This is a genomic window from Acidovorax sp. FG27 (genome assembly GCF_040365715.1).
In the GTDB taxonomy this organism is placed as follows: domain Bacteria; phylum Pseudomonadota; class Gammaproteobacteria; order Burkholderiales; family Burkholderiaceae_C; genus Paracidovorax.
Genome location: NZ_BAABVY010000009.1, coordinates 1,476,388 through 1,490,121 on the forward strand (window position 1 = coordinate 1,476,388; position 13,734 = coordinate 1,490,121).

The window sequence follows — 13,734 nt, forward strand, 5'->3', positions numbered from 1 at the left end:
CAGGGCGAGCGGCGCAGGCGGGTCAGCGGGCGCCGCCCCCCGCCGTCACCGGGCACTGGACCAGACGTTGTAGGCGATGCCTTCGTACTGGAAGTCGGTGTAGGTGGCGATGACGAAGTCACGCTCCGCGGCGCTCACGGTGTAGAAGTGTGCCCCGGTTCTCCGGTTGAAGAAGCGGTAGATGGGAATCGACCCATTGCCGGCCGCGGTTTGCGCGTACCAGATGGGCCCTTCGTACTGGAACGCGGGGTAGTTGCCGATCACGTAGTCGCGCTCGCCCTGGTCAATGGTGTAGAAGTGCGCGCCGGTGACGCGGTTGAAGAACCTGAACACCGTGTTCTGCCCGGCGGTGGGGTTGCCATAGGCGTAGAAGGCCGTGCCTTCGTAGTTGAACGTCGGGTAGGTGCGGATGACGAAGTCGCGCTCGCCCGCGCTGGACGTGAAGAAGTGCGCCCCCGTGGCGGTGTTGAAGAAGCGGTACACCGCCGTGCGAGCGGGCGTGGCGACGGGCGTGGGGGACAGCCACTGCTTGAGCGCCGCCTGATAGGGCCTGTCGAACCGGCCGTAGACCGACAAGGTGGATTCGGTGCAGGCGTTGGAGCTGGCGCTGGTGCCGCCGTAAAGCGTTCCCACCAGGTAATTGGACTGGAATATGCCGGAGCCGCTGCTGCCGCCCTCGGTCAGACCCTGCGTCCACGAGATGGCATAGAAGCTGCCGGACACGCCGGACGCCTGCGAACAGGCAAACCCGGCGCCTCCCGTCGATGCACAGTTCGCGGTGGCGAACAACTGGCCGAAGCTGACCTTCAGCAGATCGCCCCGTGGATGGTGCACCCCCATGGCGGCGGAATCGAGCATGCGGGACGTGGCGTCCCAGCCTGCGAACGTGGCCCCTGCGGGCGGTGTGTCGTTCAGGCGCATGAAGGAGGTGTCGGTGTCGCCCGTGGCGTACAGCAGGGTGGCGCCGCCGGTCCGCTTGACGGTGGTCGCGGCCAGCGTGCGGCTGTTGCACGAGGGCGCGCGGAAGAACCAGTCGGTCTGCAGCGTGGAGGCCACCGTCTGCGTCGAGATGCAGTGGTTGGCGGTGATGAAGTAAGGCGTGCCCGTGGAGCCGCTGTCGTTGAGCAGCGTGCCCGTACACAGATAGCCGCCGCCGTCCTTCACATAGATCATGCGTGCCACGGCGTTGCGCACCGGAGCGGACTGGCTGTAGCACGTGGCGTCGAGCTGGCAGCTGCTGGAGTCGCCGACGTCCTTGGTGACCAGGCCGCCTTCCAGGGGCAACGACAGGTCGACGAACACGTGCGACACCTGGGGAATGGCGACCTGCAGGGCGCTGGCGGGCGTGCCGGGGGGCAGCTCGATCTCCAGCGTGGCTTCGCTGCCGCCGGTGTCGGGCGTCCACCAGGTGCGGGCGGCATCGGTGCCGTCGCCGGCCTGCAGGTTGCGCTCGATCAGCTGCAGCACCTCATGGCCCGACACTTCGTACACGGCGTCCGGCTTGAACTGGCTGTAGACCCGCAGCCTCGCCCCGCCGGGCAACTGCGTGACCAGCAGCCCCAGGCGCAGCCCGTGCGCGCCCTCGGCATCCACGCTGACGGCCGCCACCAGGCCACCGGTGGCGGACGCACGCCACCGCAACTGGCGCTGCAGGTCGGCGGCGGTGCGGGTGGCCGGCACCGGGCGCGCCGCGCCGATCTGCAGCGGCGTGAACGGGCCACTGCCCTCGGGCGCGGCGCTCTTGGGTTGCACCAGCGGGCCCAGCGCGATGCGGCTGGGGGCGACGGTGTCGGCGGCGGAGAGCAGGCGCAGCTTGGTGCGGGCCACGTCCTGCACCACCGATGCGGCTTGCTCGTGCGGCTCCACCTTCAGCACCTGCGCGGGCGGCGCGACCGCCGGCGCCGCCGACGCGGAAACGCCGGAGTCGCCACCGCCCCCGCACGCCGCCAGCAACAGGCTGGCCACCAGAGAAATGCCCGCGCTGCCGCGCCCCCACGCACGAAGTCGTTTCATGACGTTCGCCCTCTTGTCGGTTGAATGGATTCGAGGCCCGCTCGGCACTGGCGCTTCTGCGGCGCCATGCATCGTACTTGTGGGGCCCTGCCGTTACTGGCTGCTGCCCGGGTTCAGCCACTGCCGCAGCGTAGACCGGTAGGGCTGGTCGAAGCGGCCGTACTGGTCAGCGCCGCCCGGGTTCCCGCAACTCGCATCGCCGCCCAGCAGCTGGCCGACCACGTAGCGGCGGCTGCCGATGCCCAGGAACAGCGCCGAGCCGCTGCTGCCGCCTTCGGTGGTGCCCTGCTGCCAGGTGGTCGCCAGGAAGGTGCCGTTGTCCGACGTACTGGTCTGGCAGAAGTTGTCGACGCAGGTGCTGTAGCGCTGCACGGTGCCGACGCTGATCTTCTGCAGGTCGCCCGCGGGGTGGTGCACGCCGAGCACCGGGGACTGCGTCGCCACGCCGCCGAAGTACGACCCGGCATACACCACGCCGGTGGGCGCGGGGTTGTTCAGCCGCATGAAGGCGGTGTCGGTGGTGGCCGTGGCGTGCAGCAGCGTGGCGCCGCCGGTCAGCCGGACGGCGCCGGGGTTGACGTTGCTGGTGTTGCACGCGCTGGAGCGGTAGAACCAGTCGGTCGTCAGCGTGGAGGCCACAGACTGCGACGACAGGCAGTGGTTGGCGCTCAGGAAGTACGGCGTGGTGGACGAGCGGGCGTCGTTGAGCAAGGTGCCGGTGCACAGGTAGGCCTTGCCGTCGTCGCGCACGAAGATCATGCGGGCGACCGAGCGGCTCTCGCTGCTGAACTCGGGCCGGCAGGTGGCGTCGATGTTGCAGCTGCCGGATTCGCCCACCTTGGTGGTGAAGGCGCCTTCCACCGCATCGGGCGCGACCCCGAAGTGCGACAGGCGCGGCACGGCGACCTGCACGGCCGAGGTGGCGGCCGCTGCCGGGATCTCGACTTCCACCGTGGCGGTGGCACCGCCGAAATCGGGGCTCCAGTAGGTACGGGCCGTGTCGGCATCGGCGCCGCCCTGGGCGTTGCGCGCCGCGACGGCGGCCAATTCCTGCGCCGAGATCTGCACGGCGGCCGATGCGTCGCCGCCGTAGAAGCGCAGCACGGCGCCCTGCGGCAGGCCGCGCACCAGCACGCCCAGGCGCACGCCATGCGCGGCCGGGGAATCGAAGGCCAGCGCGGCCACCTGGGTGCCACGGTCGGTCGCGCTCCAACGCAGCAGGGCCTGCGTGGCGGCGACGGTGGCGGTGTCCGCCACGCCGCGGGCCACGCCGATCTGGCGGGGCTCGCCCGGGGCGGGCGCCGCGGCGGCGGCAGCGGTCTTGTCGGCGACGGCCGGGGCCAGGGCGCCAAGGGCCACCCGGCGCACCGCCGGGGCAGGTGCGATGCCCTGGCCGGCCGTGGTGGAGCTGGCCTGCACGAGGGCGTCCTTGGCGGCGGGCGCGGAAGCCGTCGCGACCGCGCTCGGGTCGTAGGGCTCGATGCGGTCGGAGCCGGTAGAGATCGGTGGCGGCGCGGGTGTCGGGGCAGGCGCGGGCGCGGGCGCGGGTGCAGGCGCGGGCGCCGCGGGAGCGGGCGTCGAGCTGTTGCCGCCGCCCCCGCCGCAGGCGGAGAGAATGAGCAGGGCCGCCGTGGCGGGCACCCAGGGTTTGATGGCGTTCATGCGGTAGTCCTCATTGGTCTAAAGCCTCGAGCGGAATGAATCCCTGGAAAACGGTGTGGCGCGGAAGGCGCCGGGCGCGGGCGCGGCGGGCGACCTATTTGGCCAGCGCCTTCAGCGCCAGCTTGATGCCCTCGCTCACACCCACGTCGGCGGGCAGCGCCTTCAGCGCGGCGGCGGCTTCCTTGTCGTTGTAACCCAGCGCCAGCAGGGCCTGCAGGATATCCGCCTGCGCATCGTTCCTGGCGTGCACGGCGGCGCCCATGTCGGCGCCCAGCTTGCCCTTGAGCTCCAGCAGCAGGCGCTCGGCCGTCTTCTTGCCGATGCCGGGCACCTTCACCAGCCGGCCGGCCTCCTGCAGGGTGACGGCCTGGGCCAGGTCGGTCACGCCCAGGCCCGACAGGATGGCCAGCGCCGTGCGCGGGCCGACGCCGCTGATCTTGATGAGTTCGCGAAACGCCTGGCGCTCGCCGTGGGTGGAAAAGCCGTACAGCAGCTGCGCGTCCTCGCGCACGATAAAGTGCGTGAGCAGCGCCACCCGTTCGCCGGTGGCCGGCAGGTTGTAGAAGGTGCTCATCGGCACCTGCACCTCGTAGCCCACGCCGTGGCAGTCCAGCAGCACCTCCGGGGGGTTCTTCTCCAGCAGCGTGCCGGTCAATTTGCCTATCATGGGTGTCCTTCGCCGCGCGTCTGCCGGCCTTCTGATCGGAATTATCCGCGTGATCCTGCGACACACCTTCACCCCCCACAACAACAACCGCCTGACCCACCTGTGCGGCCCGGCCGACGCCCACCTGCGCCAGATCGAGACCGCGCTGGAGGTGCGCATCGCCCACCGGCACGAGCAGTTCAAGGTGGACGGCACCAAGGCGCGCGCCACCCAGGCGATGGAGCTGCTGCAGGCGCTCTACGAAATGGCCGAGCGCCCCATCGCCGAGGACCACATCCAGCTGATGCTGGCCGGCGACAGCGAACTGGTGGCCGCGCCGGAAGGCACCGCCACCCAGCTGACCACCCGCCGCGCCGACCTGCGCGCGCGCACGGCCACGCAGGGCGCCTACCTGGACAACATCGCCAGCCACGACATCACCTTCGGCATCGGCCCGGCCGGCACCGGCAAGACGTACCTGGCCGTGGCCTGCGCGGTCGATGCGCTGGAGCGCAGCAACGTGCAGCGCATCGTGCTCACCCGCCCGGCGGTGGAAGCGGGCGAGCGCCTGGGCTTTTTGCCCGGCGATCTGACGCAGAAGGTGGACCCGTACCTGCGCCCGCTCTACGACGCGCTCTACGACCTGATGGGCTACGAGAAGGTGCAGAAAGCCTTCGAGCGCAATGCGCTGGAGATCGCCCCGCTGGCCTTCATGCGCGGCCGCACGCTCAACAACGCCTTCATCATCCTGGACGAGGCGCAGAACACCACGCCCGAGCAGATGAAGATGTTCCTTACCCGCATCGGCTTCGGCTCGCGCGCGGTGGTGACGGGCGACGTGAGCCAGATCGACCTGCCCAAGGGGGCCCTCAGTGGCCTGATCGACGCCGAGCGCGTGCTCAAACGCGTCAAGGGCATCGCCGTCACGCGCTTCACCACCGCCGACGTGGTGCGCCACCCGCTCATCGCCCGCATCGTGGACGCGTACGACGCCCAGCGCACCCGCGGCGCCTCCCACTGACGTTATTGCTATTATTTTTATAGCTAGTGGCGCTTGATCATCAAGCGCTGGAGGCCGAAATGGCACTGAACCAACTCACTCTGTCGCTGCAATTCGCCCGCTTCGACGGGGTGGCCGAACACCGCGCCGCCCTGCCCAGGCACGCCGCCGCCCGCTTCATCCGCCACGCGCTGGCCGCCGACGCCGAGATCACCGTGCGCATCGTGGGCGCGCAAGAAGGCCAGGCCCTGAACCGCGACTACCGCCAGAAGGACTACGCCACCAACGTGCTCACCTTCGACTACGCGCAGGAGCCCGTGGTGGTGGCCGACCTGGTGCTGTGCGCCCCCGTGGTGGAGCGCGAGGCGCGCGAGCAGAACAAGCCGCTGCGCGAGTACTACGCCCACCTGCTGGTGCACGGCACCCTGCACGCCCAGGGCTGGGACCACGAAACGAGCCCGGAAGACGCCGACGAGATGGAAGCCTACGAGACGGCCATCATGCAGGAGCTGGGCTTCGCCGACCCCTACGCGGCTTGATCGCGCCGCCCCGGCCAGGCACTGCCGTTTGATTCGACCCGTTCGCCTCGAGCGTCTCGACAGGCTGTCCCGGCCGCCATTCCCGCAGCACGGCGATCGCCCCGGGGCGCCCGGCGCGTCGCGCACACAACACTTCCGCGCCCCGTGCGGGTAATGGCCGCCGCCTTCGCCCCTACCATGCTTGGCCAGGAGACACCATGTTCGACACCGCCCTGCTGCTTGGCGCCGCCTTCGTGGCCGGCGCGCTCAATGCCGTCGCCGGAGGCGGCAGCTTCCTGACCCTGCCCGCGCTCGTCTTCACCGGTGTGCCGCCCGTGGTGGCCAACGCCACCGGCACGGTCGCGCTGCTGCCCGGCTACCTGGCGGGCGCCTGGGGCTTCCGTGAAGACACGGCGCCGCCGCCCGGGCTGTCGATGCGGCGCCTGCTGGTGCTGTCGGTGCTGGGCGGCGCGGCCGGGGCGTTGCTGCTGCTGGTCACGCCCGAAGCCACCTTCCGCCGCGTGGTGCCCTGGCTGCTGCTGGCCGCGACGGCGCTGTTCGCCTTCGGCCCCAAGCTGCGCCAGGCCCTGTCGGGCGGCACGCCCTCCACCGCCCGGGCCACTGCGGGCCTGCTGGCGGTGGCGGCCTACGGCGGCTACTTCAACGGCGGGCTGGGCATTCTGCTGCTGGCGCTGTTCGGGCTGCTGGGGCAAACGCATCTGCACGCCATGAACGGCTTGAAGAACCTCGTGTCGGCCGTGCTCACCGGCATCGCCGTCGCGCTCTACGCGGCCGGCGGCGTGGTGCTGTGGCCTCAGGCGCTGCTGATGATGGTGGCCGCCACGGCCGGCGGCTACGCCGGCGCCCGCGTGGCGCGGCGCATACCGGCGGCGTGGCTGCGCTGGGGCATCGTCGCGACCGGCCTGGTGATGGCGGCGTTGTTCTTCTGGCGGCAATAGGCCCAGCGCGGGGCGGTCGGTCGGGGCACTGGCAGAACCGCGCCCTGGAAAGTCGCGGGCTACTTGCCGGCGCGGGGGGCGGATCGCTCCGCACCGCCGGCTGACTGCCCCGCAGCGTGCACCTGATGGAAGGTCAGGATGACCTCCCGGATCAGCCTGCGCTGCTCGGGCGGCAGTTGCAGGAAGGCGTCGAAAGTCTCTCGCTCCAGGTAGCTCACCCCCGTCTCCCACCGTTCGCGGCGCTCGTTCAGCGCCTGACGCGCCTGCGGCCCGAAACGCAGCACCTCGGGCTCGATGCCCAGCAGGCTGGCCAGCACCAGCAACTTGTCCTGCGCCGGAATCGCCTCGCCTTTGAGCCAGCGGGACACCGCCTGGAAGGTCACCGACCGGCCCCAGTAGTGGCTGTTGAACACCTGCAGCAGCACGCCAGGGCGCGGCTCCATGCCCGCTTGCACCATGGCGGCCCGCAGGCGTTCGGCGAATTCCATCTTGTTGTCCATGCGCCGACCGTAAGAGCCGGTGGCACGGGGCATCCACTTCCTGTTGCACAATTCATTCAATCATTTGTTGATTCAACTGTTCAACCGAAGGAGATGCTCAAAGGCGTTTCCGTGTAGCCGTATGTCCAAGTCCCTGCTCGAACAACTCCCTGAAATCGTGACGCAAGGCCGCAAGGAAGCCGAAAAAATCCTGGAAGGTCTGGAAGGTCGCAACCGCATCAGCCTGCAGACGCGCGAGCTGGTGCTGCCAGCGAAGGACACGGCAGCTCCTGACTGGGTCACGCAGCAAGCTCGTCGAGACACAGGGGGCCACGGCAACGGTGCAACTGACTGGACCAATCGCCTGATCTATGGTGACAACCTGCTCGCCATGGCGGCTCTGCTCGCAGGCGATGAACAGACGCCTAGCCTGCGCGGCAAGGTGGATCTGATCTACATCGATCCGCCCTTTGACAGCAAGGCTGATTACCGCACCAAGGTCATGTTGCCAGGGCTGGAGTTGGAGCAAAAGCCTACGGTCATCGAACAGTTTGCCTATTCCGATACTTGGAGCGAAGGCACGGCTTCCTATCTGGCCATGATTACACCCCGACTCATCTTGATGAAAGAGCTGCTGGCGAACACAGGCTCCATTTACGTGCATTTGGACTGGCACGTGGGGCATTACGTGAAGATCGTGTTAGATGAAGTTTTTGGGAGGGATAATTTTCGAAACCAAATCGCCTGGATTAAAAACAGCCTTGGAGCCAAATCACGTGCAACCCAGTTTCCAAGAAACCAGGATCAGCTGCTTTTCTACTCAAAAACTGAAGACTTTCATTTCGAACCACAGTTGAGGGAACAGATCAGCCATATCGAATGGATCAACGGAATAGAACGACTTCCCGCAGGCATAAAGATAGACAGCCAGGGAAGGTACTACTGGACCTCACCGAAGGGTGACTACTCAGATACCAGCATAGACGCTTTGGAAGCAGCTGGCCGAATCGAGAGAACGTCGAGCGGAGCAGTAAGGATTAAGTATTTCGTCCGCAGATCGGGAAACAAGATAATTAAGGATGCGGTGCTAGATGATACTTGGCAGGATATTGAAATGATTTTTCGCAGTGCCGACCCCAGAACCGGGTACGAAACTCAAAAACCAGAAAAACTACTAGAGCGGATTATCAACGCATCGTGTCCCAGCACAGGGCTGATCATCGATTTCAACGGCGGCTCGGGCACCACAGCAGCTGTCGCAGAGAAGACCGGTCGCCGCTGGATAACCGCCGACTTGGGAAAACCTGCATGCATGATCATGCGCAAGCGTCTCATCGACTTGGAAGCGAAGGAGTTTCTGTACCAAGCGATAGGCGACTATCAAGTAGAGGCCGTCAAGGCTGCCCTTGGCCGGGATTTCCGCATGGGCGACCTGTCGCAGATTGTCCTTTCGCTGTACGGCGCCCTGCCTCTTCCCATCGAAGCCAGTCCACAGCGGAACCTTGGTCAGATCGCTGGCATTGACGTACGCGGCCAACGCGGCAGCAAGACGCTCGTGCTCGCCGACTCGCCCAACAAGCTCACGGGCATGTCCACGCTCAAGAAAGCCATCGCCCAGCGCGACAACCTGCTGGGCGGCTGGGACCGGGTGGTGGTGCTGGGCTGGAACTTCGAGCCCAGCATCGGCGAGACCATCACCGCGCTGAACGATTCGCGCCTGGAGGTGCTGGTCATTCCACCCGACTTGATGGACCGCCTGAAGAAAAAGGGCGGCATCGACAAGCTGCGCGGCCAGGTGCGCTTTTCCAGCCTGCAGTACCTGACGATCCACCCCGTCGAACGCAGGCCGTCGACCACCGGCACACAGGCAGCGAGCAAGGCGCAGGAAGCCTTGACGGTGCGGCTCAAGAACTATGTGCTGCTCTCCCCGGAGGCCATCAACCTCGACGACGCCAACCGCGCCAAGCTGCAGCAGATCGCCAATGCCGAGCCCCTGGCGCTCATCGAATACTGGGCCGTGGACCCGGACTACGACGGGAAAGTGTTCCGCTCGGTGTGGCAGGACTACCGGGGCAACACGGCGAGCGGCGCCGATGCGCTGCGCGTGGTGACGACGGCCACGGTGACGGCGCCAGCCATCGAAGGCCCGCGCAAGGTGTGCGTGCGGGTCGTGGATGTTTTCGGCTTCGAGGCCGAGGTGGTCGCCACCGTGGAGGCCGCATGAGCGCCCAGCCCGATGCAACGCTGGCCCTGGCCACGGGCCTGACGGCCCTCACGCGGCGGCTGTGCCTGGGGCTGGAGTCGGGGGCGGCGGACATCCTGGAGCAGGTCACGCCCACCACCGCCGAGCTGCTGCGCTGGTGGTTCGGCGACGACATGGTGCTGGCCCGGGGCGCCACGGCCGCGGGCCACGGCGGGCTGAACTTCCATGCCGGGCAGAAGCAGGCCATCCTGAATGCCATCGTCGCGCACGAAGTGCTGGGGCAAGGGCGGCCAGACTGGACCCTGCTGGACCTCTACCAAGCGTGCGCGCCAGAGGCGCTGCTGACGGGCGGCCGCCTGGCCGAAGTCGCCAGCCCGAAGCACGCGCACCCCAAGTACTGCTTCAAGATGGCCACCGGCACGGGCAAGACCTGGGTGATGCAGGCACTGATGGTCTGGCAGCTGCTGAACAAGACCGCCGCCCTGCAAGAGGGCACGGACGACGGGCGCTTCACGCGGCATTTCATGGTGGTGGCGCCGGGCCTGATCGTCTACGAGCGGCTGCTGGACGCCTTCTGCGGCAAGCGGGTGGCGGGTGGCGCGGGGCGCGACTTCCACACCTCGGATCTGTGCAAGTTCGCCGACCTATTCTTGCCGGAATCGCACCGCGAGGCGGTGTTCGCCTTCGTGCGCGGCAATGTGTGCGGCAAGGCGGAGATCGGGCTGAAGACGACGGGCAACGGCATGATCGCCCTGACCAACTGGCACCTGCTGGCCGAAGGAGAGGCCGACGATGGCTCCCCGGGCGTGCAGGCGCCCGGAGCGCCGCGGGAGCCGCACGAGGTGGTCGCATCCGTGCTGCCGCTCACGCCCGGCCGCGCCAACGGCAACAGCCTGGACGTGCTGGACCGCCGCCATGCGCGAGGCAACGTGCTGGAGTTTCTCGCGGCCCTGCCCGAACTGATGGTGTTCAACGACGAGGCGCACCACATCCACGAACTCAAGCGCGAAGGCGAGACCTCGGAAGTGGAGTGGCAAAAGAGCCTGAGCCGGATCGCGACCACCAAGGGCCGCCGCTTCGTGCAGGTGGACTTCTCCGCCACGCCCTACAACGACGTGGGCGGCGGCAAGCACAAGCGCAAGGTGTACTTCCCGCACATCGTGGTCGACTTCGACCTCAAGAGCGCCATGCGCGCCGGACTGGTGAAGTCGCTGGTGCTGGACCGGCGCAAGGAGATCGGTGCGCTGCCCCTGGAATTCACGGCCCGGCGGGACGAATCGGGCAACACCACGCTGAGCGAAGGCCAGCGCGTGATGCTGCGCGCCGGCCTGAAGAAGCTGCGCAAGCTGGAGGCGGACTTCGCCCGGATCGATCCGCACCGCCATCCCAAGATGCTGGTGGTGTGCGAGGACACCACGGTGTCCCCCCTGGTGGCGGCGTTTCTGTGCGAGCAGGAAGGACTGAACGGCGACGAGGTGATGACCATCGACTCGGGCAAGAAGGCCGAGTTGGGCGAAAAGGAATGGGCGCCCGTGCGGGAGCGCCTGTTCAGCGTGGACAGCCACGCCACGCCGCGCGTGATCGTGAGCGTCCTGATGCTGCGCGAGGGCTTCGACGTGAACAACATCTGCGTCATCGTGCCGCTGCGGTCGAGCCAGGCGCAGATCCTGCTGGAGCAGACCATCGGCCGGGGCCTGCGCCTGATGTGGCGCGACGAGGAATTCGCCGACATCAAGCGGGAGAACCGCGAACGGATCGATGCCGGCCAGGAGCCGGACAGCCTGATCGACGTGCTGTCCATCATCGAGCACCCGGCGTTCCAGTCGTTCTACGACGACCTGCTGACCGCAGGGCTCGCGGGCACCACTGGCGACGGCAGCGACGACACCTCCAGCACCAGTGACGCGATGACGGTGGAGTTGCGCGATGGCTTCGAGGCGTTCGACTTCGGCATCCCCTTCATCCTGCAGGAGCGGGACGAAGTCCGCACCCACGACGGACTGGACGTCGCCACCCTGCCGGCCTTCACCACGCTGACGGTGCTGCAGTTGACCGGCCTGCTGGGCCAGGGCGACCACTTCGTCTCGCAAGACCTGCAAAGCGCCACGCTGTTCGGCGACTACCGCGTGGACGGCGTGGTGATGAACGTCGGCGGCTACAACGAATACCTGTCGCGCCTGACGCGGCGCATCGGCCAGGCCCTGAGCGAGCCGGTGCCCCAGGGCAACAAGGTCGCCACGCACCTGGCCAAGCCCTACATGCAGGTCCACCAGGCCGAGCTGACCGGCTGGCTCGACGACTACATCTGGACCCACCTGTTCGGTCACGCGTTCAACCCGCTGGAGGGGGAGAGCTGGCGCGTGCTGCTGCTGCAGCCGGTGGTGGACCACATCAGCAAGGTATTCGCCGTCGCCCTGCTGGATTCCGAACGAAGGCACGCGACCGGGCAGACCGAGGTCCGCCTGCGCCGCCTGAGCGAGGTGCCGCGGCTGGTCATGCGCGAGAGCTGCTCCGTGGAGGTGAGCAAGTGCATCTACCCGCGCCTGGGGTGGCCGGCCCGCAACGGCGGACTGGAGCGCAGCGTGATCCACTGGGCGCAGGCCGACTCGCAGGTGCGGGCCTTCTGCAAGATCAGCGAAAGCCGGCACGCGTTCGCCCGGCTGCGCTACGTGAAGGAAGACGGACTGCCTGCCTTCTACTCACCGGACTTCCTGGTGCGCACCGAAGACGCCGTGTACCTGGTGGAGACGAAGGCGCAGCAGCAGACCATTCACCCCGACGTGCAGCGCAAGCTCAAGGCCGCCCTGGCCTGGTGCGAGCGCATCAATGCACTGACACCGGCGCAGCGCGGGGGGCCGGCCTGGCACTACGTGCTGCTGGGCGAAGACATGGTGTACGAGTGGCACGGCAAGGGCGCGCGGCTGGCCGAGCTGCTGGACTTCGCGCGGTTGCGGCCCCTGGCGCATGCCTCGCTGCAGGCCAGCCTGATCTGACCTGCGGCGCGCCGGGCAGGATCAGCCTCGCGGCCTGGGCGGCTGCGCGGGCGCGCGCAGCAGCGGCGAACTCGGCAACCAGCGGAAGGCGGTCGATGCAGCGCCCAGCATGGCGGCGATGCAGAGCATGACCGTCTGGTAGGGCTCGTGGCCCTGGTGCTGCGCCCAGGCGGCCACCAGGCCGGTGAGCCACTGCATCAGGGCCACGCCCAGGAACATCGACATGGTGTAGAGCGACAGGGCGCGGCCCGTCAGCTCGGCGGGGTAGGACGAGCGCACATCGGCGTACTGCAGCACGCTGTAGCCCGAGAGCAGCCCCATCAGGAAGATCAGCACGACGTTGGCGGCCGCGTGGTGCATGAACGCCAGCACCACGAAGAGCCCGCTCATCGAGAGCGAGAACGCGGTGATCCAGCGGCGCCGGCGCGCGGGGCCCGGGTCGAGGCGGCCGAAGAAGGCCGGCACGAACAGCGCGATCATCGACAGCACCAGGGCCACGTTGCCGCTGTCCACCAGCGAGAAGCCGTAGCGCCCCATCAGCATCGGCCCGAGCCACAGCCCGCGCATCGAGAGGAACGCCGCGTAGCAGCACATGCCCAGGATCAGGATGCCCCAGGTGTGCGGCACGCGGAACAGGTCGCCGAAGCGGCCGGCGGCCTGGGCCCACGATTCGCGCGGGCGAGCAGCGGCCTGCGGCAGCGGCGGCTCGTGCACCCGCACGTAGATGAGCAGCCACGACAGCAGCGACAGCACGGCCAGCACCCAGAAGCCCAGCCGCCACCCGCCATGCTGGACCAGCCAGGCGAGGGGCGTTCCGGTGAACAGCAGCCCCAGGCCGCCGACGCCCATGCCCACGCCCGAGAAGAACGCGAAGCGCTGTGCCGGAAAGTGCCGCGAGATGAACACCGTGCACGCCAGGAAGGCGGGCGAGCAGCCCACGCCGATCAGCAGCTGCCCCAGCATCAGCCAGCCGTAGCTGGGCGCCAGCGCGGAGACGGCGGAGCCCAGCACGGCCAGCGGAAACGCCGCCAGCACGGTGCGGCGCAGCCCGTACAGGTCCATGCCGATGCCCATGAACAGCTGGGTCACGCCGAACGACAGCCCGAACAGCCCCGCGAACGCGCCCAGGGAATCGGGCGAGATGCCGAAGTCCGACTGCAGCCCGGACGCGATGATGCTGGTCACCGTGCGAAACGCCTGGCTGAGCGCGAAGCCCGACAGCAGGCAGAGGAACATGCCCCAGAGCGCGCGCGAGGGCGAG

General features: G+C 68.1%; 10 protein-coding genes. 5 read left to right on the forward strand and 5 right to left on the reverse strand.

What is annotated here, in order from left to right:
* Nucleotides 1–45: 45 nt before the first annotated feature.
* The 3 genes from ABWV53_RS13615 to ruvA form a co-directional block, all read right to left on the reverse strand.
* Nucleotides 46–2,013, reverse strand: a complete 1,968-nt coding sequence (locus ABWV53_RS13615) for a serine protease (protein ID WP_353366622.1) — start codon at nt 2,011–2,013, stop codon at nt 46–48.
* Between the two features lie 93 nt (nt 2,014–2,106).
* Complete coding sequence (locus ABWV53_RS13620; RefSeq protein ID WP_353366623.1) at nt 2,107–3,675, reverse strand: trypsin-like serine protease; 1,569 nt, start codon at nt 3,673–3,675, stop codon at nt 2,107–2,109.
* Between the two features lie 94 nt (nt 3,676–3,769).
* A complete protein-coding gene (gene ruvA, locus ABWV53_RS13625; RefSeq protein WP_353366624.1) occupies nt 3,770–4,342 on the reverse strand; it encodes a Holliday junction branch migration protein RuvA in 573 nt (190 codons plus the stop codon).
* A 49-nt stretch (nt 4,343–4,391) separates the two neighbouring features.
* Between ruvA and ABWV53_RS13630 the strand changes: the two genes are divergently transcribed.
* From ABWV53_RS13630 to ABWV53_RS13640, 3 genes are all read left to right on the forward strand, one after another.
* Entirely contained in the window at nt 4,392–5,342 is a 951-nt protein-coding gene (locus tag ABWV53_RS13630; RefSeq protein ID WP_353366625.1) for a PhoH family protein, read from the forward strand.
* 59 nt (nt 5,343–5,401) lie between these two features.
* Complete coding sequence (ybeY, locus tag ABWV53_RS13635) at nt 5,402–5,860, forward strand: rRNA maturation RNase YbeY (protein ID WP_353366626.1); 459 nt, start codon at nt 5,402–5,404, stop codon at nt 5,858–5,860.
* A 197-nt stretch (nt 5,861–6,057) separates the two neighbouring features.
* Complete coding sequence (locus ABWV53_RS13640) at nt 6,058–6,798, forward strand: sulfite exporter TauE/SafE family protein (protein ID WP_353366627.1); 741 nt, start codon at nt 6,058–6,060, stop codon at nt 6,796–6,798.
* Between the two features lie 59 nt (nt 6,799–6,857).
* Here ABWV53_RS13640 and ABWV53_RS13645 read toward each other — a convergent pair whose 3' ends face one another.
* Nucleotides 6,858–7,298 carry a transcriptional regulator gene (locus tag ABWV53_RS13645; protein WP_353366628.1) on the reverse strand — a complete coding sequence of 147 codons (441 nt, stop codon included), beginning with the start codon at nt 7,296–7,298 and terminating at the stop codon, nt 6,858–6,860.
* Nucleotides 7,299–7,419: 121 nt separating this feature from the next.
* On the opposite strand from ABWV53_RS13645, the gene ABWV53_RS13650 reads away from it, so the two are divergent.
* Both ABWV53_RS13650 and ABWV53_RS13655 read left to right on the forward strand, forming a co-directional pair.
* Nucleotides 7,420–9,501, forward strand: coding sequence for a site-specific DNA-methyltransferase (locus tag ABWV53_RS13650; RefSeq protein WP_353366629.1), 2,082 nt, complete (start codon nt 7,420–7,422; stop codon nt 9,499–9,501).
* Nucleotides 9,498–12,473 (forward strand): DEAD/DEAH box helicase family protein, encoded by a 2,976-nt coding sequence (locus ABWV53_RS13655; protein WP_353366630.1) that lies wholly within the window; start codon nt 9,498–9,500, stop codon nt 12,471–12,473. Before ABWV53_RS13650 ends, ABWV53_RS13655 begins: the two co-directional genes overlap by 4 nt.
* A gap of 21 nt (nt 12,474–12,494) precedes the next feature.
* Here the strand turns inward: ABWV53_RS13655 and ABWV53_RS13660 are convergent, their stop codons facing one another.
* Entirely contained in the window at nt 12,495–13,709 is a 1,215-nt protein-coding gene (locus ABWV53_RS13660; protein WP_353366729.1) for an MFS transporter, read from the reverse strand.
* Between the last annotated feature and the right edge of the window lie 25 nt (nt 13,710–13,734).

What these genes read in the sequence shown, in the direction of transcription:
- ABWV53_RS13615 (WP_353366622.1), bottom strand. Translation starts at nt 2,013, where the DNA reads ATGAAACGACTTCGTGCGTGGGGGCGCGGCAGCGCGGGCATTTCTCTG.
- ABWV53_RS13620 (WP_353366623.1), bottom strand. Translation starts at nt 3,675, where the DNA reads ATGAACGCCATCAAACCCTGGGTGCCCGCCACGGCGGCCCTGCTCATT.
- ruvA (WP_353366624.1), bottom strand. Translation starts at nt 4,342, where the DNA reads ATGATAGGCAAATTGACCGGCACGCTGCTGGAGAAGAACCCCCCGGAG.
- ybeY (WP_353366626.1), top strand. Translation starts at nt 5,402, where the DNA reads ATGGCACTGAACCAACTCACTCTGTCGCTGCAATTCGCCCGCTTCGAC.
- ABWV53_RS13640 (WP_353366627.1), top strand. Translation starts at nt 6,058, where the DNA reads ATGTTCGACACCGCCCTGCTGCTTGGCGCCGCCTTCGTGGCCGGCGCG.
- ABWV53_RS13645 (WP_353366628.1), bottom strand. Translation starts at nt 7,298, where the DNA reads ATGGACAACAAGATGGAATTCGCCGAACGCCTGCGGGCCGCCATGGTG.
- ABWV53_RS13650 (WP_353366629.1), top strand. Translation starts at nt 7,420, where the DNA reads ATGTCCAAGTCCCTGCTCGAACAACTCCCTGAAATCGTGACGCAAGGC.
- ABWV53_RS13655 (WP_353366630.1), top strand. Translation starts at nt 9,498, where the DNA reads ATGAGCGCCCAGCCCGATGCAACGCTGGCCCTGGCCACGGGCCTGACG.
- ABWV53_RS13660 (WP_353366729.1), bottom strand. Translation starts at nt 13,709, where the DNA reads ATGTTCCTCTGCCTGCTGTCGGGCTTCGCGCTCAGCCAGGCGTTTCGC.